General features: G+C 55.7%; 18 protein-coding genes. 8 read left to right on the top strand and 10 right to left on the bottom strand.

The genetic code is table 11. The features are described 5' to 3' along the window. Positions 1-85 precede the first annotated feature (85 nt). Genes ACI7RC_RS20160 through ACI7RC_RS20150 form a run of 3 tightly spaced genes read left to right on the top strand, consistent with a single transcriptional unit; the run spans position 86 to position 2,531 of the window. Positions 86-718 carry an N-acetyltransferase gene (locus ACI7RC_RS20160; RefSeq protein ID WP_408109996.1) on the top strand — a complete coding sequence of 211 codons (633 nt, stop codon included), beginning with the start codon at positions 86-88 and terminating at the stop codon, positions 716-718. Between the two features lie 17 nt (positions 719-735). Beyond that, positions 736-1,380, top strand: a complete 645-nt coding sequence (locus ACI7RC_RS20155) for a CBS and ACT domain-containing protein (protein ID WP_019122045.1) — start codon at positions 736-738, stop codon at positions 1,378-1,380. Beyond that, positions 1,377-2,531, top strand: coding sequence for an acetoin utilization protein AcuC (locus tag ACI7RC_RS20150; protein WP_019122046.1), 1,155 nt, complete (start codon positions 1,377-1,379; stop codon positions 2,529-2,531). The genes ACI7RC_RS20155 and ACI7RC_RS20150 overlap by 4 nt, the downstream gene beginning before the upstream one ends. Before the next feature lie 103 nt (positions 2,532-2,634). Here the strand turns inward: ACI7RC_RS20150 and ACI7RC_RS20145 are convergent, their stop codons facing one another. Together ACI7RC_RS20145 and ccpA are read right to left on the bottom strand one after the other, a co-directional pair. Continuing rightward, the gene (locus ACI7RC_RS20145) at positions 2,635-3,579 is read right to left on the bottom strand and encodes a 5'-methylthioadenosine/adenosylhomocysteine nucleosidase (RefSeq protein WP_019122047.1); all 945 of its coding nucleotides are present in this window, start codon (positions 3,577-3,579) and stop codon (positions 2,635-2,637) included. A gap of 20 nt (positions 3,580-3,599) precedes the next feature. After that, on the bottom strand, positions 3,600-4,610 hold the full coding sequence (ccpA, locus tag ACI7RC_RS20140; RefSeq protein ID WP_019122048.1) for a catabolite control protein A: 1,011 nt from the start codon (positions 4,608-4,610) through the stop codon (positions 3,600-3,602). Between the two features lie 287 nt (positions 4,611-4,897). Here ccpA and ACI7RC_RS20135 point away from each other — a divergent pair, with 287 nt between their 5' ends. Genes ACI7RC_RS20135 through ACI7RC_RS20125 form a run of 3 tightly spaced genes read left to right on the top strand, consistent with a single transcriptional unit; the run spans position 4,898 to position 7,769 of the window. Next, positions 4,898-5,488, top strand: coding sequence for a DeoR family transcriptional regulator (locus ACI7RC_RS20135; protein WP_245552998.1), 591 nt, complete (start codon positions 4,898-4,900; stop codon positions 5,486-5,488). Beyond that, positions 5,479-7,077, top strand: coding sequence for a copper resistance CopC/CopD family protein (locus ACI7RC_RS20130; RefSeq protein WP_408109995.1), 1,599 nt, complete (start codon positions 5,479-5,481; stop codon positions 7,075-7,077). Before ACI7RC_RS20135 ends, ACI7RC_RS20130 begins: the two co-directional genes overlap by 10 nt. 26 nt (positions 7,078-7,103) lie before the next feature. Beyond that, positions 7,104-7,769 carry a YcnI family copper-binding membrane protein gene (locus ACI7RC_RS20125; protein WP_019122051.1) on the top strand — a complete coding sequence of 222 codons (666 nt, stop codon included), beginning with the start codon at positions 7,104-7,106 and terminating at the stop codon, positions 7,767-7,769. 40 nt (positions 7,770-7,809) lie between these two features. Here ACI7RC_RS20125 and ACI7RC_RS20120 read toward each other — a convergent pair whose 3' ends face one another. Both ACI7RC_RS20120 and ACI7RC_RS20115 read right to left on the bottom strand, forming a co-directional pair. After that, a complete protein-coding gene (locus ACI7RC_RS20120; RefSeq protein ID WP_408109994.1) occupies positions 7,810-8,295 on the bottom strand; it encodes a SurA N-terminal domain-containing protein in 486 nt (161 codons plus the stop codon). A gap of 240 nt (positions 8,296-8,535) precedes the next feature. Further along, positions 8,536-9,630 carry a bifunctional 3-deoxy-7-phosphoheptulonate synthase/chorismate mutase gene (locus ACI7RC_RS20115; RefSeq protein WP_408109993.1) on the bottom strand — a complete coding sequence of 365 codons (1,095 nt, stop codon included), beginning with the start codon at positions 9,628-9,630 and terminating at the stop codon, positions 8,536-8,538. Between the two features lie 276 nt (positions 9,631-9,906). On the opposite strand from ACI7RC_RS20115, the gene ACI7RC_RS20110 reads away from it, so the two are divergent. Next, positions 9,907-12,078, top strand: a complete 2,172-nt coding sequence (locus tag ACI7RC_RS20110; protein ID WP_408109992.1) for a cell division FtsA domain-containing protein — start codon at positions 9,907-9,909, stop codon at positions 12,076-12,078. Positions 12,079-12,189: 111 nt separating this feature from the next. Here ACI7RC_RS20110 and ytxJ read toward each other — a convergent pair whose 3' ends face one another. From ytxJ to ACI7RC_RS20095, 3 genes are all read right to left on the bottom strand, one after another. Next, positions 12,190-12,519, bottom strand: coding sequence for a bacillithiol system redox-active protein YtxJ (ytxJ, locus tag ACI7RC_RS20105; RefSeq protein ID WP_408109991.1), 330 nt, complete (start codon positions 12,517-12,519; stop codon positions 12,190-12,192). Between the two features lie 141 nt (positions 12,520-12,660). Further along, entirely contained in the window at positions 12,661-13,065 is a 405-nt protein-coding gene (locus ACI7RC_RS20100) for a hypothetical protein (RefSeq protein WP_408109990.1), read from the bottom strand. Between the two features lie 157 nt (positions 13,066-13,222). Then, positions 13,223-13,459: a hypothetical protein gene (locus tag ACI7RC_RS20095; protein WP_408109989.1), complete on the bottom strand. Its 237-nt coding sequence runs from the start codon at positions 13,457-13,459 to the stop codon at positions 13,223-13,225. 406 nt (positions 13,460-13,865) lie between these two features. On the opposite strand from ACI7RC_RS20095, the gene ACI7RC_RS20090 reads away from it, so the two are divergent. Next, positions 13,866-13,961, top strand: a complete 96-nt coding sequence (locus ACI7RC_RS20090) for a YjcZ family sporulation protein (RefSeq protein ID WP_408109988.1) — start codon at positions 13,866-13,868, stop codon at positions 13,959-13,961. 74 nt (positions 13,962-14,035) lie between these two features. Here ACI7RC_RS20090 and ACI7RC_RS20085 read toward each other — a convergent pair whose 3' ends face one another. Genes ACI7RC_RS20085 through argH form a run of 3 tightly spaced genes read right to left on the bottom strand, consistent with a single transcriptional unit; the run spans position 14,036 to position 17,307 of the window. Further along, positions 14,036-14,776 (bottom strand): PIG-L deacetylase family protein, encoded by a 741-nt coding sequence (locus ACI7RC_RS20085; RefSeq protein WP_408109987.1) that lies wholly within the window; start codon positions 14,774-14,776, stop codon positions 14,036-14,038. 23 nt (positions 14,777-14,799) lie between these two features. After that, positions 14,800-15,798: an N-acetylglucosamine kinase gene (locus ACI7RC_RS20080; RefSeq protein ID WP_408109986.1), complete on the bottom strand. Its 999-nt coding sequence runs from the start codon at positions 15,796-15,798 to the stop codon at positions 14,800-14,802. Continuing rightward, positions 15,799-17,307, bottom strand: coding sequence for an argininosuccinate lyase (argH, locus tag ACI7RC_RS20075; RefSeq protein WP_408109985.1), 1,509 nt, complete (start codon positions 17,305-17,307; stop codon positions 15,799-15,801). It lies immediately after the preceding gene. Positions 17,308-17,404 lie beyond the last annotated feature (97 nt).

The following is a 17,404-nucleotide window of genomic DNA, read 5'->3' as shown; positions in this document are numbered from 1 at the left end:
TGAATATTCGCTTTGCCGAGGGTTCAGGCTTGTGTCCTTCAGGTATAATAGAAGGAGAAGCAAAAGGGAAGCAGAGGTGGACTGAGTGCTCCACATGAAAAGATACGCGGCTTGCGAGATGGATGTACGGGGTCATAGACTTGTCATCGAAGGTCCGGTAGAACCGGAGCGTCTGGCGGCTTTGCGGTTTGACGAGGGCCTGCGGGCCTTTCGCGTACCCGCGGAACAACAAAAAGCGCTGGTGGAAATTGCCGCGCTGCCGGAAGGGCGGATCATCATCGCCCGCGAAGATGATCTCGTCTTGGCTTATGTAACCATTCTCTACCCGGATCCATTGGAGAGATGGTCTGAGGCGAAGATGGACGACTTGCTGGAGCTGGGCGCCATCGAAGTGAGTCACCAGGTGCGGGGATGCGGGGTCAGCAAAGCGATGCTGGGTGTGGCCTTTTCTGACGATGCGCTGGAAGACTTCATCGTCATTACCACGGAGTATTACTGGCACTGGGATTTAAAAGGAACAGGGCTCAATGTCTGGCAGTACCGCAAAGTGATGGAAAAAGTCATGGGCAGTGTCGGGATGGTATGGATGGCCACGGATGACCCCGAAATCTGCTCTCATCCTGCCAACTGCCTGATGGTTCGCATCGGCAAGCGCGTACCGCAGGAGAGCATTGAAAAGTTTGACAGCATTCGGTTCCAGAACCGATTTATGTACTAGGGAAAGGGGATTTGCCGATGCGGCTAGAGGATATGATGAAAAAACAGCTCATCACGGTGACTCCTGCCACCAGTATTGGCGAAGCGCTCACCTTGATCAGGCACAACCGGATTCGCCACTTGCCGGTGATCGAAGGAGAAAAACTGGTCGGCATCGTCTCCGACCGCGATTTGCGCGATGCCCTCCCCTCCCGTTTTTCTCCGCATGAGGGCGGCAATGCCATACTGACCAAGCCGGTGGAAGACATCATGCAGCGAAATGTGATTACGGCCCATCCCCTGGATTTTATCGAGGACGCGGCCAAAACCGTCTACGATCATAAAATCGGCGCCCTGCCTGTCGTCTCGGACGGTCAACTGAGAGGGATCGTCACTGAATCGGATCTGCTGTACAAACTAATCGAGCTGTTTGGGGTGGCGGGGCCCAGCTCCTGTTTCGAGGTGGAGGTAGACGACCGGGTCGGCATGTTGGCAGAAGTAAGCCAGGCATTCCAGGCTGCCGGGGTAAATGTGGTCAGCGTGATCGTCTATCCCGGCAAGACGCCTGGCAAGAAAAAACTGATTTTTCGCGCGCAGACGATCGACCCGCGTACCGTGATTGAGCTGCTTCAGGCAAAGGGCTACACCGTACCCGACCCAATCGAAGGGAGGCATCGCTCTTGAGCCGCCGTTCGCGCCTGATCTATTCACCTGACTATACGAAGTACTACTTTCACGATGAGCATCCATTCAACCAGCATCGCCTGCTGCTGACGCACGACTTGATGACGTCCTACGGGCTTTTGTCCGAACAGGATATCGTCCCGCCGCGCCCCGCTACCGATGAAGAACTGGCGCTGGTTCACGATCCAGGCTACATCGAAACGGTTCGGGCCCAAGGGCATAGCGAGACGGAGCTGCCGCAGGCAGCCAGCTACGGCCTTGGCACAGAAGACGTCCCCTGCTTCCCGCGCATGCATGAAGCCAGCGCGCTGATCGTCGGCGGAACCCTGCAGGCGGTCGATCTGGTCATGAACGGCGAAGCCGATCACGCCTTTAATCCGGCCGGCGGATTGCATCACGCTCTGCGGGCGCGGGCATCCGGTTTCTGCATCTACAATGACTGTTCGGTTGCAATCGCTTACTTGCGCAAACGCTGGAAGGCGCGCGTCCTGTACATCGACACCGACGCCCACCACGGCGACGGCGTTCAGTGGTCGTTCTACGACGATCCCGACGTCTTGACGATCTCCCTGCACGAGACGGGCAAGTATCTCTTCCCCGGAACCGGCAATGTGTCCGAACGCGGCGAGGGCAGCGGCTACGGCTTTTCCGTCAACGTTCCATTGGATGCGTTTACAGAAGACGAGTCGTTCCTGGAAGTGTATCAGACCCTGGTTCCCAAACTGGCAAGAGCTTTCAAGCCGGATGTGATCGTGACGCAAAACGGCTGTGATGCCCACGCTTACGACCCGCTCACCCACCTCTCCTGCAGCATGAGAATCTACCAGGAGATCCCCCGGCTCGCTCACCGCCTGGCCCATGAGCTGTGCGGCGGCCGCTGGATCGCCGTCGGCGGCGGAGGCTACGATATCTGGCGGGTCGTTCCCCGCGCCTGGACGCTGCTTTGGAGCGAAATGACCGACCAGTGCCTGGAAGATTCGCCATTGCCGGAAAATTGGGGAAAGCGCTGGAGGGATAAGAGCAAACTGCCGCTGCCGACGCATCTGTTTGACGATGTCCAGCCGTTCCCGCCGATTCCCCGCCGGGGGGAAATTACCCAGAAAAACCGTCTGATCCTGGAGCGAGCGATGATGTACGCTCCTTTGGGGTAAAACATCCCGGACCGAAAAAAACCACCAGCTTTGAACTGCACCCCGATTGTTAGACACAACGAACAATTGGAGGTGCAGTTCAGAAGGCCTGGTGGTTTTGCGTTTACTTTTTCAAACCGTCAAGCAGCGCCTGCAGTTCTTCCGGTTGAAATCCTTTTACCGCCTTGCCGCCGACAACGGTGACCGGCACGCCGAGGAAGCCGAACTTCTCCACCTCGTCGCGGTACTGTTGACTGGTCATTACATCCCTCACTTCAAACGGGATGCCCTGTTCCGTCAGCAGCTTTTTCACCATATCGCATTCAATGCAGCCAGCCGTGGAGTAGACAATGACACCCGCTCCCGCGGCAGGGGACTCGTGTTTCAGCATGCTGCTGACGATCTCGAACGAACGGCGGGAAGCCAGCTTCGTAAATTCGGCGAAGTTGACGTCAGCCGAGCCGTCGGCCTTGTCCGACATGGAGCGGACGATGACGAACGGCACGTCGTTCATCGTGCACACCTGGGCAGCCGCCGCTCCCTCCATCTCCGTACAGTAGGCGTCAAAGCGCTCATAAAGCCTCCTCACCTTGTCCCTGTCAGCGATAAACTGGTCGCCGGAAAGCACCTTCCCTTTGACGATATTTACGTCATCCCCGATGGCTTCCCCCGACTTCATAGCCAGCTCGATGAGGCGGGGATCCGCTTGCCACTCCCAAATTTTAGCATAAGGGATCTCTCCCGGTTGAAATCCGAGGGCAGTGGCGTCCACATCGTGCTGCAAACAAGTTGTAGAGATGACGATATCCCCGATTTCGAGGTCGGGATGGACCGCTCCCGCCACGCCGGTGAAGATCACCTGGTCGACGCCAAACCGGTCGATCAGAATTTGTGTGCAGACTCCGGCGTTTACCTTTCCCACGCCTGATTTGCACAGCACGACTTCCCTTGACTCAAGCTTCCCCTGATAATAGGTGATTCCCGCTTTTACGGTCTTTTTCGTCTCTTCCATCGCTTCCAGAAACAGGACGATTTCTTCATCCATCGCCCCGATGATGCCTGTGCGCATATCGTTTCCTCCTCTCTCGTTCAGCCCTCAAGGGGGCGTGTGCTTTGCCGGTACTCGATGCGGTGAGGCAGAAGTACGACGTGTTCCTCCACGTGTTCATTGTTCATGTACTTGGTCAACAGGCGCATGGCAACTGCCCCGATATCGTACATGGGCTGCACCACCGTCGTCAGGCGGGGGCGAACCATCTCGGCCAGTCGGGTGTTGTCAAACCCGATCACTTCGATGTCCTCCGGAACAGACAGCCCTGCGTCCTGTACGGCGTGAATGGCGCCGATGGCCATCTCGTCACTGGCGGCGAACACGGCGGTCGGCGGATTTTTCAAGGACAAGAACTGAGTCATGGCCCGCAGTGCCGCGTCGTGCCGGTAGTTTCCATTCATCGCCAACGACTCATCAAACGAAATCCCTGCGTCCGCCAGCGCTTTTTTGTACCCCTCAAAGCGGAGCAGCCCGCCCAGCGGATCGTCCAGCGGTCCGGTTATCATCGCAATGCGTTTGTGGCCTCTCGACAACAGGGCCTCGGTCGCATCGTACCCCGCCTGATAGTGATCGATCGTGACGGACGGCAGGATATTGTCGGCGTCCCTGGTAGCAGCCAGAACGACCGGTACGGAAGCGGTGGAGAACACCTGCATGTGGTCTTCCTTGATCTCCGCGCCCATGAACAACAGTCCGTCCACCTGTTTTTCCAACATCGTATTGATCAGCTGCAGTTCTTTGTCAAGGCGCTGATCGGAGTTGCACAGAATGATGTTGTATTTATACATCGTGGCGATATCCTCGATCCCCCTGGCCAATTCCGAGAAGAACATGCTGGCGATGTCGGGGATGATGACGCCCACTGTCGTCGTTTTTTTGCTGGCCAGTCCCCTCGCCACTGCGTTGGGACGATACCCCAGCCGTTCAATGGCAGCCATCACTTTTTTCCGCGTAGTCGGCTTGACGTTGGGATTTCCGTTTACGACACGGGAGACGGTAGCCATCGAGACGCCGGCTTCCCGCGCTACATCATAGATTGTAATTGGCATCGCGAACCACTCGCTTTCACCCAAAATTTGGCTTTCAATACTATTTTCAAAAATTATAGGCATATCATACGACATGCTGGAAGCAGTTGCAATCGTTTTCTTTGAAGTTATTGTAACAAATCGGCGCGATCTTATCAGTTTTTTTCTATACCCTCGGGAACATTCAACAGATCGTCACACATTCCAACATCCGAGTGATTGAAACAAAGGGATAAACCCACTACAATTCTTGATAGTTACGGATTGTTATATTTTGTTGGAATATGATAAAAAGCGAGGTGAATCCCATGATGCTGCCCAAAGAGCGGCAGGCGAAGATACGCGAATGGCTGGAAAGCAAACACAGCCTGAAAATCTCCGAATTGAGCAAATGGCTCGGCGTTTCCGAGATGACCGTCCACCGCGACCTCAAACCGTTGATTGAATCGGGAGTGGCTGAAAAGGTGTTCGGCGGCATAGCACTGGCCAGGCCAAAACCAGGGTCGGCAGAACAGCCGCCGGCAGCAGACGAATGCGCTCTGTGCCAGCGCAAAATTGAGCAGCGGCTGGCCTATCGGCTGATCCTCGAAGGCAACCGAATCGAGAGCACTTGCTGCGCTCACTGCGGACTTTTGCGGCAAAAACAATGGGGAGATCAGGTCATCCAGGCGATCTGCTACGACTTCCTGTCCCATACGACGGTAAGCGCACGGACTGCCTGGTACGTGCTGGAAACCTCTATCGACATCCGCTGCTGTCAGCCTCAGGTGCTGACGTTTGAACGTCGGAATCACGCCGAAGGCATCGTGAAAGGATTTGGCGGCATCGTCATGTCTTTTGAAGAGGCGCTCGCCTACATCGACAAAAGCATGGGAAGAGAGTGTCCGGGATGCTCGTAAACGCGGCGGCTGCCAGACGGCTGTTTCTTTGCTGCTGCAGTCTGCTGCTCGTCTTTTGCCTGGGATATACGCCGGCGTCGGCACACGCCTACCTGATCAGCAGCACTCCCGCCAACGGGGAGGTCATGGAAAACAGCCCGGCACTGCTTGCGCTCTCCTTCAGCGAACCCTTGGAACAGGGGTTGTACGAGGTACAGCTGTACGATTGGAACGCCCGGCTGGTCGAATTGCCCAGCGTCGGCTTGACCCCGGGCAACGCCTCCAAGGTGACGGCGCTCCTGCCCGACCTGCCGCAGGGTACCTATACGGTGCGCTGGAATGTGCTTTCAGCAGACGGACATCCCGTTCACGGCGTGTTCTCCTTTTTTGTCGGACAGCCGTCAAACGGCTCCGTTTCGCCGCTCCCTGCCGAACGGCCGGCATCGGAAGCGCTGCTCCCCTATCTTCGCTTTCCCGTCGAAAGCCTGCTGTTGCTGGGCGGCGGTCTTTCCTGGCTGGTTTGGCCCATCCGCCGGCGAGGGCTGCCTGACCTCTGGCACCGCTGCAAAAAGCCGCGGCAGTTCATATGGGTTCTGCTGCTGATCGGAACCATTGGCGAATGCGCCCTTTCCCTTGCCAGCCTGCCTGGAGCCAATCCGCTTTCGCTGCTGTCATCAGGAAAGTGGGAACTGCTCTTGCAGCCGCCTTTTATCCGCATGGCGCTGATCCAGCTGCTGCTCCTGCTGCTGGCTGCCCTGCCGAATATGGTGTCAGGATGGTACCCGGCCGTCTGGCTGCTGCTCGTCTGCAACCTCGCCATCGGCGGCCACGTCTGGGGCACAGAGCATGTCTTGCCTGCGATCGCCGCCCGCATGCTGCACCTGATCGGCATCGCCATCTGGCTTTCGGCTCTGGCCTGCCTTGCGTTTGTTCTCGCTTGCCGCAAAGTGACAGGAGACAGGGAACAGCTGGACGGATTCCGCCCCTTCTTCGTCCGCCTCGCCGCCGTCGCGGCCGGCTTTGTCACCGTCAGCGGTGCGGGGATGGTCATGCTGCAGACGGACTGGGCCGCTCTGCTGGGCAGCTTGCAGCTGTGGAACCTGCTCCTGCTGCTGAAAATCGTGCTCATGCTCGCCATGCTGCTCCTTGCTTTGCTGCAAACTGTCCGTTGGCGCAGCAGCAGCAAACGTCTCTCGCGGTCCCTGCTGTACGGCGAGCTGACCGCCGGCATTGCTGCGCTGCTGGCGGGCGTGTTGATGAGCCAGACAGCTTATCCCCTTCCGGCAAAAGGGTACAGCGAGAGTCTGGGCAGCGGTCACGTTCAGGTTCAAGTCGACATCCCCAGACTGCAGGTCGGCAAGCAGACAATGCAGATGCGCTTGGCGGACATGCCTGGCGAACTGCCTGAACAGGTCGTTGTTCATCTGGAGATGGCTGACATGGACATGGGGAACATTGAAATACCGGCAACAGCCACAGGCAGCGGAACGTACCAGGCCGAGCTTCTCTTCAGCATGACGGGCTACTGGCGCTTTACCATTGACGCCCGCTATCCTGACGGGACCCGGCAGCAGTGGCGGGATACCGTGTTAGTCCGGTTCTCCCGCTGATGATTACCGAATAGGAGGTCTTATATATGAAGTTGAAAAAGTGGATCAGTATATTCGTTTTGACCGGCGTCTTGTGTTCAACCGCCGGCATCGCCAGCGCTCACGTGACTGTCTGGCCGAAAACCTCCACAACGGGGGCTTATGAAAAATACACCGTTCGCGTCCCTGTCGAAAAAGAGAGCAATACGACAGAGGTCCGCCTTGAATTCCCCGAGGGCGTAAAGGTGGGGACGGTCATGCCGACCCCCGGCTGGTCGTACGCGTTTGAAAACGATTCGGAAGGACGCCCCAAGGCGCTGGTCTGGAAGGCTGAAAACGGGGGGATCAAGCCCCATGAATTTATGGAATTCTCGTTCGTCGGCGCCAATCCCAAGACTGCCGGCTCGCTGGCCTGGAAGGCCTACCAAACCTACGCTGACGGCTCTGTCGTCGAGTGGACAGGCGCCCCCGGCACAGAGACTCCGGCCTCTGTGACAACCATCGAAGCCGGGCAAGCGGAAGGCGACGGCCACGATCACGGGACCGAGAAGGCTGCCGAGCCGCAAAATCCGGCTGCTTCGGACACACCGGCTAATGCGGCCGCTCCTGCCCCGGCAGCAGACAAAAACGGCACAGGCAGCACGCTTCCGCTCGTACTGTCCGGTCTTGCGCTTCTCCTCTCTATCATCAGCTTGCTGAGAAAGCGGCAGTAAATGAAAAAACGTCCCGTCTCAACTGACGGGATGTTTTTTGCTATTTTTGAAAAGCGGGATCGAGAATTTGAATGTCGGCATTTTTCTTCAAATCATCCACCCAACTGTTAATTTGACTTTTATCGGCTCCCGGTTTTGCCTTTTCATACGTTTTGTTGGCCAGCAGAAGCATGTACATCTGCTCCTTCATCTGCTGCTCGGTCATACCGCGCATCTTCAGGAACTCCGAGAAGTTGCCGCCAAGCTGCGCTTTGATCGAGTCGACCTCCTTGATTACCTCCTCGTCGGTTACAGTCACCCCTTGTCTTTTCGCTTCCTGTTTGACAAGCGTGTCGGAGATGATGTTGTCGAGGACCCTTTTGCCATACAGATTTTTCAGTTCTGATGTCAATTGTTCCTCGGTGATCACCGTTCCGTTTACCTTGGCGGCAGCTGTCTCTTTGTGCATCAACGGCGACATGTGCAGCAGCACCAGGGCGATAATCAAAATGGCCAAAGCAAGCATAGACAGATCGAATTTTTTCATGAGTACCTCCGATGTTTACTTCTTGTCCGCGTCTGCAAACAGAATCAATTATACACGGAAAATGTGTAATTTGTATGTAATCTATGTTGTCCGGTTAGAAAACTTGGCTCCGCCAAGCTTTTAGGCGGAGCCTTAGTTGCACTTATGTCGATAAGGTAAAATTGTAGTCCTTATCGACCAAAAAAACAAGCCATTCCCGAGAAGGTTCGGGAATGGCTTCTTCTCACACAGACAGCGGGATTAGCGGCTGGCTGCAGGAGCTTCCAATTTGTACAAGCCGGATGCGAGCAATTCATCCAAAAACTCGTTAAATTGCGGGATGTTCAGCTGCTGTTTGGCGTCGGACAGGGCCACATCCGGATCAGGATGGACTTCGACCATCACACCGTCAGCGCCTACGGCAAACCCTGCTTTCGCGGTCGGAAGGAGCAGATCGCGGCGTCCGGTCGAGTGAGTCACATCGACGAACACGGGCAGGTGGGTCTCCTGCTTCAACAGGGGCACAGCAGAGATGTCCAGCGTATTGCGGGTCGCCTTTTCGTACGTGCGGATTCCCCGCTCACAAAGCATGACCTGCTGATTCCCTTCGGAGAGGATGTACTCTGCCGCGTAAATGAACTCTTCGATCGTGGCCGACAATCCCCGTTTCAACAGGACAGGGTGGTTGATCCGGCCTACTGCTTTGAGCAGTTCGAAGTTTTGCATGTTGCGTGCGCCGATTTGAATGACGTCGATGTACTGCGTCGCCATCTCAACATCGGCAGGAGTGACGATCTCACTGATGGTGACCAGGTTGAATTCGTCACCGATTCGCTTTAAAATTTCCAATCCTTCAACGCCGAGACCCTGGAAGTCATACGGCGAAGTGCGGGGCTTGTAAGCGCCGCCGCGGATAACCCGCAAACCGCGCTTCGCATGGTTTTCGGCAACGGCCCGCACCTGCTCGTAGCTCTCCACGGAGCACGGTCCTGCGATCAGGATTGGAGCTTTTCCGCCGAATTCCACACCTTTTACGGTCAAGACAGTATCTTCCATTTTTTTCTTGCGGCTGACCAACAGCACTTTCTTGTTGTCATCCTTTTGCAAATCGAGGGACGCTTTGAAAATTTGTTTGAACAGGTGACGAATGGTATCGTCGCTGAACGGGCCGTCGTTGTTTTCTACGAGCAGATTCAGCATCTGTCTCTCCCGCTCGGGATCAAAACGGTTAATCCCCTGTTTCAGCTTCTCCTTGCCGATATCCTGTACCAATTGAGCGCGCTTGTTGATCAACCCCAGGATCTGCAGGTTGATATCGTCCAACTGCTGCCGCAGCAAATCTACTTCCTTGCTCATGTGTCTCTACACCTCTCCGTCGCTATTTTCCTATTGTACTATAAGTACGTGGCGTTTTATAAAAAGTTAGGGTTTATTATAAGGGATGTGAACTCATTTGTCAGCATTTTAGCGCCAAAAAGCGCGAAAGTGTTTGTAAAGAAATATAAACCGCTTTCATTATGGTCGAATCTTCCCGCTTCTCCATGAAATAGGTTTCATTTCAGGAGAAATATGTCTAATATTATTTTAGAAGAGATAGCACAGGTGCGTCCTGTAAAAGGAGAGTCGAAAGGGTTGTCAAAAGAAGCAGTTGCCGCACAAGAGAAAATATTTGCTTTGGATATTGGCACCCGCAGTGTCGTCGGCCTGATCGTGGAAGTGTCCGGAGAGCAGTTTCGCGTCCTCGATTACGCGATTCAAGAGCATACAGAACGATCGATGCTGGACGGTCAGATTCACGATGTCCCTGCCGTCGCCAGGGTGATTGATCAGATAAAAGTCCAACTGGAGGAAAAACACGGTCCGCTGCAGCAAGTGGCGATCGCCGCCGCCGGGCGAACGCTGCGGACGCGCCGCCTCCGCGTCGACCGAGAGGTTCACAGACATACACTGCTGACCAAAGAAGATGCCGTCATGCTGGAATTTACTGCCGTACAGGAAGCGCAAAAGTTGCTGGCGCAAGAGCTGAATGAATCGGATGCGACCCGCTACTACTGCGTCGGATACAGCGTGGTCAGCTACTTTCTGGACGGCGAGCCGATCGGCAGCCTGATCGACCAGCGCGGCGAAACTGCCAGTGTCGAAGTGATCGCCACCTTTCTGCCGCGCATCGTCGTCGACTCGCTGTTCGCTGCGCTGAAGCGCTGCGATTTGGAAATGCAGGCGCTGACCCTGGAGCCGATCGCGGCGATTAACGTTTTGATCCCCCCCACCATGCGGCGCCTCAATATTGCCCTGGTGGACATCGGTGCCGGTACATCGGACGTCGCACTGACGGCGGAGGGAGCCATTACCGCATACGGGATGGTCCCGGTCGCTGGCGACGAGATCACCGACGCCTTGATGAACGCGTTCCTGCTCGACTTTCCCGTCGCCGAATCAGTCAAGCGGCAGCTGACTTCCGGCGAAGGGGTGCAATTCCAGGACATTCTCGGAACCCAGCATAGCTTGACAGGAGACGAAGTCGTGTCGGCTATCGAGAATGACGTCGATCAGCTGGCGGGTAAGATCGCGGAAAAAATCATTGAGCTCAACGGCAAGCCCCCGCAAGCGGTCATGCTGATCGGCGGCGGCAGCCTCACCCCTCTGCTGCCGGAAAAAGTAGCGGCTCGCCTCCGTCTGCCCGCCGCCCGCGTCGCCGTACGAGGAGCCGATGCGCTTCGCCAGTACATCGGAGAGCTGGACGAGCTGTCTGGCCCGGAATTCGTCACTCCGGTCGGGATTGCCGTCGCGGCGCGGCGCCACCCGCTGAAGTACATCACCATTACCGTAAACGAACAGACCCTGCGCATTTTCGACCTGCGGACGATGACCATCGGCGACGCGCTGATCTCACTGGGAATGGACATCAAGCGCCTGTACGGACGACCCGGCCTGGCCATGACGCTGACCGTAAACGGGCGGATGCGGATCATCCCCGGAGGGCACGGCACGGCGCCGCTGATTACCTTAAACGGCCAACCGGCCGGGATTGACGAGCCGCTCGCAAGCGGCGACGTGATTACCGTCGTGCCGGGGGCGGACGGAGAAGAGGCGAAAGCCGCTGTCGTCGACCTGGTAGAAGAATTGGACACGCTCGATTTCCTCTGCAATGGAGAACCCGTTTCCCTCGGCCCGCTGGCCTTTGTCGGCGGACAGCAGGTCTCCCTCGATACTCCGTTGAACGATCGCGACCAGGTCGAGATTCGGCTGCCTCGGACCATTCGGGAAGTCTCACGGGAAATCGGATTGGCATTGCCGGCTGGCCGTGCAGAACACGAGATCCGATTCAGCATGAACGGACAGACCCATACGATACGCGACCAGCAAAGCCAACTGCTGCTAAATGGCAGACCGGTTTCTCCCGATGACCGGATCAAGTCCGGCGACGAGCTGACGTACCGCAGCGAACCGATGTCGATTCCTTCCATCCGCGAGTTGATTTCGGTGGAAGATTGGGTCCAGGAAGAGATCCGGGTAAGATTTAACGGCCAACCGGTCAGGATCCATACGAGCCGGCTCACCGTCATGATGGATGGGGAGACGGTGTCACTGGAGGAGAAGGTCCGGCATGGTGCTGTTATTTTAGTAAAGGTGACCCCCGGCCCTGCCCCGGTGTTCAGCGACGTGTTTCGCTATGTAGACGTCTCGCTGGAGGCGAAGGAAGGGGAAGGAAGGACGAAGCTCTGCACCTTGATCAACGGCAGTCCCGCCTCCTTTCAATCTCCGATCGTCAGCGGCGACGAACTGGAGCTGTACTGGGAGTAAAAATAGCTGCCTGTAAATAAAAAAGTTGTCCGCTCGATCATGGCAATGGAGTGGACAACTTTTTCTTTGTTCAGCGCTCCACGTGCAGCGCCGGCCTTCGTCAGGTGTATGTTACGCCCCTACGGCTTCGCTAATCGCCTGTTTGGTAATTTTCCAGTGGGAAGTGTGCCACTTGACAACGCCGTCTTCCAAGAGGAAAATCTGCGGTGACTCGTGTTTGATCCCGTAACGGTCGGCCACCTCGTTGGACACGGGGCGGTCTTCCCGGACCAGGATAATCGCCGCCGGCAGATCCGACTGCTTGACGTACGACTGAAATTCATCAAACGCGGCCGTACTGATCGGACAGACGGTGCTGTGTTTGAACAGCAGGCGCTTCCCCTGCTGGCTGACAAATTGGTCTAATTCTTCGATGGAATGCAGATATCCCGTTTCTTCCATAACCTGTTTCCCCTTCCTCGGTGAACTGATGCAATACCTGTATTATAGGCAAAATTTACGGTTTAAGCCAGCGGACAAGACAGCTGCCAGAAAGCGATGCTCAGTTTCTGGAATCAATCGGTTATGTAATGGCGTACTCACTTACACATTTCCGTACAATTTTGTCAAACGATTCCTGATATCATGCATCCACTGTTGGTCGCCCAGTGACTGCGCAAGAAGGAACAGGTCCAAAAGATCGTTGATCCGCTGCTCCATCAAGCGGGTTACATCTACTTCTTCTGTCTGGTCTGCAACGCTCACCAGGATTTGGGAAAATTCGGAAACCTCATCAAATCCGATCACCTGCCGTATCGGCGACTGTCCCAGGTCATTCATCAGTTTTTTCAGGTCCTCTTTTATCGCTTCAACCACCTGCGAGTTAGTGCAGTCCTCCGACATACATACGTGAACCGGCACATTGCGTATCTTGACCCGGTTGCGATACACGACGCTGCGAAGCATCAGGCGCATATTCCCTCCGCAACGGCTGCATTTCTTCGACATGTCAATCCCCTCTCTGCCAAAACAATCTCTGTTCTACCCTTTTTGTATTTCGGCCGTGGGCTGCGGAATCCTTGTGGTACTTGGTGGATGCAGTTCCAAGAAAAAACGTCCGATGAAAACATCGGACGTCATTCCCGTGAATCTGGAAAACGGCTCTTTACGAATAGACTGCGTTGACCTTTTCACAGCGGGGGCAGACTGCTACTTTGCCCGAATGCCCCTGTTCGTCTTCCACGCGATAACCGGTGATCCGGTCGGAAAAGCAGAAGAGGCACTCTGTGTTAAAGTCCATGTCGTACTGCGCTTTCCATACGATGGATTTAAATCCTTCGCCCACGCTGATTTCTATGGAGAGGCTGTTTTCTGCCTCCGAAAGGGAAGGCGTCCTTCTCATACATTTTCATCCTTTCCTCTTGCAATCTCAACTCATTTTGTATCCTTTAGCTTTTCCTTGTTTTCTGAATAATAAACCTTGTCCTTNGAGAGGCTGTTTTCTGCCTCCGAAAGGGAAGGCGTCCTTCTCATACATTTTCATCCTTTCCTCTTGCAATCTCAACTCATTTTGTATCCTTTAGCTTTTCCTTGTTTTCTGAATAATAAACCTTGTCCTTTTAGAAAAACTTGGCTTATCGCCAAGTCAAATAGCGAAAGCCTTAGCGAAAATAAACTTTCCGAAAATACAAAAAATGTAAGCGAAAAGGATTTCGAAAAATGGGCATATGCCGTGCCGTTCTTTTGCCTAGACCCATATCTTATGGGTGTAAGGCTAGAGAAATCACTTAAGGAGGATGACTGTACGTATGAGTAGCATGTTTAAAGGGAGCTTCTTTGAATGCTTCGATATCGTTTTGGTTCTGTTTATTTTGCTGGTTATCATCGGAATGTCCGACAATTAATGATGATTGAACGGCGAAAAAGCTACTCGCGTCGAGTAGCTTTTTACCGTTTTCCTTGCGTCACGTCGAATCGATCAGATCAACTCAATGATCGGGATTGCTTCCGGCGGCTTCTTTCGGCAGCCAATCTGTCTCCCTCCGGAACGAACCAGCGAGTAGTATTCGTAGTTGCCGATGACGCCGAAGTCGCCTTCCATCACGCCCGGATAGGCGCGGTCGACCGAGTACACCTGACTCTTGTGGGCCTGCAGCGCCCGTCCTTTGTATTGGCGATAGGAGGCGATGTCTACTTTGCCGGTGATCGGGAACGGTTCCTCTGGGCCGCTATCCCGGCAGTAGTCGTAGTAGTGAGGAATGGACACGTAATAGAGCGCCGGATTGATTCCGGACGTTTCTTCTGCCAGAATCACCGCCTGCTCTGTCGCCTTGGAGACGGCGATGTGATCCGGGTGCCTCGTCACCCCGTCAGGCGGAAACGTAATCACTGCGTCCGGCTCCGCTTCGGATATCGTCCCCGCAATTCGCTGAGCCATCTGTCCCCGATCCTGTTCCTTCAGGCTTCCATCCGGATACCGGTAGAAAAAAATCCGGGTGACGCCTAAAATATCGCAGGCCGCACGCAGCTCCTGTTCCCGGTGGTTTGCCAGCTCCTCGCGCGATGACAGCTCAAACCCGCCAGTCCTGCCCCTGCAGCCAGAGGTGGCGCAGATCAAAAATACCTCATGCCCTTGGGCGCGGTACTTGGCCATCGTCCCGGCACTGGCAAACGATTCATCATCCGGATGGGCAAACACAAACAACAGCTTTTTCCCCAAATTCGTTCACCTCACTTACGGTTTTAGGAGCCTGCCGCTCCTTCTCCCTTCAAGTAGGCATGTCCCTTCGCAATGATGCCGTATATCGGTTCGCGCTTTGCCTTGTCCACCTGGACAAACGGGGCGTACTTCCTGATCCGGTCGATCAGCCTCTGCCGGACATAACCGTCGTTTTGCAGCACCCCGCCTTGCAAAACCAGCTTAAACCGCCGATTTTGCAAGTCAAGTCTGCCAGCAACAGCGCTTACTGCGAGAAACAGTTCATCGCCGGCACAAGTCAAAATGCTCCTTGCCTCCCGATCACCCGCTAGGGCAGCCATGGTGACAAAGCGGGACAGTTCTGCGACTTTCTCAACGGAGTACTCACTGCTGTAGATCCAGATAAACAAAGCCTCCACATCAGGCAATCCCAGATGGGACAAAATCCATTCCCCGAGCCGCGTCCGCACGCCCCGGCCGTCATGTGCCTTCAAGACAGCGGCAATCGCCTGCTTGCCAATCCAGTATCCGCTGCCTTCATCGCCGATGCGGTGGCCCCACCCGCCGGCTCGCACGGAGCGGCCGTGCTCGTCGATGCCGTATACGATCGAGCCGGTACCCGCGATCGCGAGAATGCCGGGGCCGGCTTCGACCGCGCCGAGCAGGGCGGCAAAGCCGTCGTTTTCCACGATGAGATGATTGACCTGAATATGTAAACGCTGCAGCACTTCCTCTACGATGCCGCGGACCTTTTTCCGGTCGTGTTCTGTATCCAGTCCGGCCAGGCCGAAAACAGCGCATTCCACTACAATGCCAAGGCCCGCCGGCCAATCAGCATCGTCCCGATTTAATGCCGCATCCTCCATCGCCGCCCTGATCGCCTGCACCAGCTCTCTGGCGGCCGCTTCCTTGCCGATCCCCTGATAGTTGCAGGAACCAGCCCTTCCCTGGCCTACGATGACGTCCTGTTCATCGACGAATACGGCGAGGCATTTGGTTCCGCCCCCATCTACTGCGAGCAGAGGGATCTTTCTGTCATTCATCTACGTTTCACTCCATCCTGCTAACACGTCGTCAAGATGCTGCAAGACACCGCGGCATTTCTCCCGCGCCGCTTGCAGCCACTGCCTGCTGTCAGCCAACTGGGCTTGCCGAAGCTGGATCACCCGCTTGATCTCACCCGGGCTGGGACCTCCCGGAAGGGACCGGATCGCGACGAAGTGAACCGGGTCAAGCGATTTTTTCAGCGTCTCCCCATCCAGCAGCAGATTCCGGCCAATGATCTCCCCGGCGGCTTCGTTGACCAGGGCCAGCGTCACCTGATCGGCCTGCAGTCCCTCGGCCAGCGCTTTTTTCACCACTGCGCTGGCGATCTGATGGGCTTTGCGAAAGGAGAGGCCGTCCGTTCTCACCAATGTGTCGGCCAGCTCCGTGACGGTTGCAAAGCTGCCGAGCGCCCGCCTGCGCAGCACTTCCCTGTCCACTTCGATCGTGCCGATCACCGCAGCCAGCAAGCGGTAAATCCTGTCCATCTGGTCCAGTCCCTTCCAGGCATATGGCTGCATGTCATCTTCCGTATCTACAATATCACCGAAAGGCGTATTATGCAGCATCGTCAATACCGTATGGGCACTCCCGGCGCAGCTCGACAGGAGGGCGCGGATGTGTTCCAATGAGACCGGATTCCGTTTTTGCGGCATGATCGAGCTGATTTGCACATAGGGATCGGCCACTTTCAGCGCTCCGAATTCCTGCGTGCACCAGAGCAGCAAATCTTGTACCACCCGTCCGAGATTGACCGCAGCCAGCTGGAGGGTCGAAGCGATCTCTCCGATGTAGTCCGCCCCTGCGATCGCGTCGTAGGAATTCTCGATCAGCTCGTCGAACCCGAGCAAATCCATCATTCTTTCCCTGCTGATGGCAAAGCCGGTCGTGGTGAGAGCCGCCGCTCCCATGCTGCTGCGGTTACAGTTGCCGTAAGCGGCCCGCATGCGGCGAATATCTCTGAAGAGCGAATCCGCCGCCGCCATGACGTAATGAGCAAGGGTAGTAGGCTGGGCCTGCTGCGTGTGGGTATAGCCGATCATCAGCGTATCGACATGCTCCTCAGCAAACGACAGCAGGTGTTCCTGCAAATACAGAGCCGAGGCCAGCACCGTCAGCAATCTCTCCCTCAGCACCATGCGGTAGATCGCGATCCCCATGTCGTTGCGGCTTCTCGCCAGGTGAAGATTCCCGGCGATCTCCCCCGCAGCCTCCAGCAGTCCCCTCTCCACCTGAAAGAATAAATCTTCAAATTCTCCAGTGTAGACACCGCTCTGCAAACTCACCACATCCAGCTCACGCAGCGCCTTGGCAAGCTGTACCGCCTCGTCTTTGGCAACCAGGTTCTGTTCGCACAGCATGATCAAATGTGCCTTGTTGATCGCCATCATCGGCCCGAGCAACTGCTGCTTCGCTTCGTTATAGGCCGGTTCCAACACGGTTTCGGCATACGTTTTCCCCGGAAAAACGGCTCCTTCGCTGTCAAACAATCGTTGACGGTAATCCATCCTGTCATTCCTTTCCCGTTGCTGATTCTCTGCAGGTGACGGCCTGATGGCAGCGGCGCCTCCCCGGTCAAAAGCTCATGAGAAGCACCGCCGCCCG

Source organism: Brevibacillus sp. B_LB10_24 (assembly GCF_046036945.1).
Classification (GTDB): Bacteria; Bacillota; Bacilli; order Brevibacillales; family Brevibacillaceae; genus Brevibacillus_C.
This window is presented reverse-complemented; position numbering and strand designations above follow the sequence as displayed.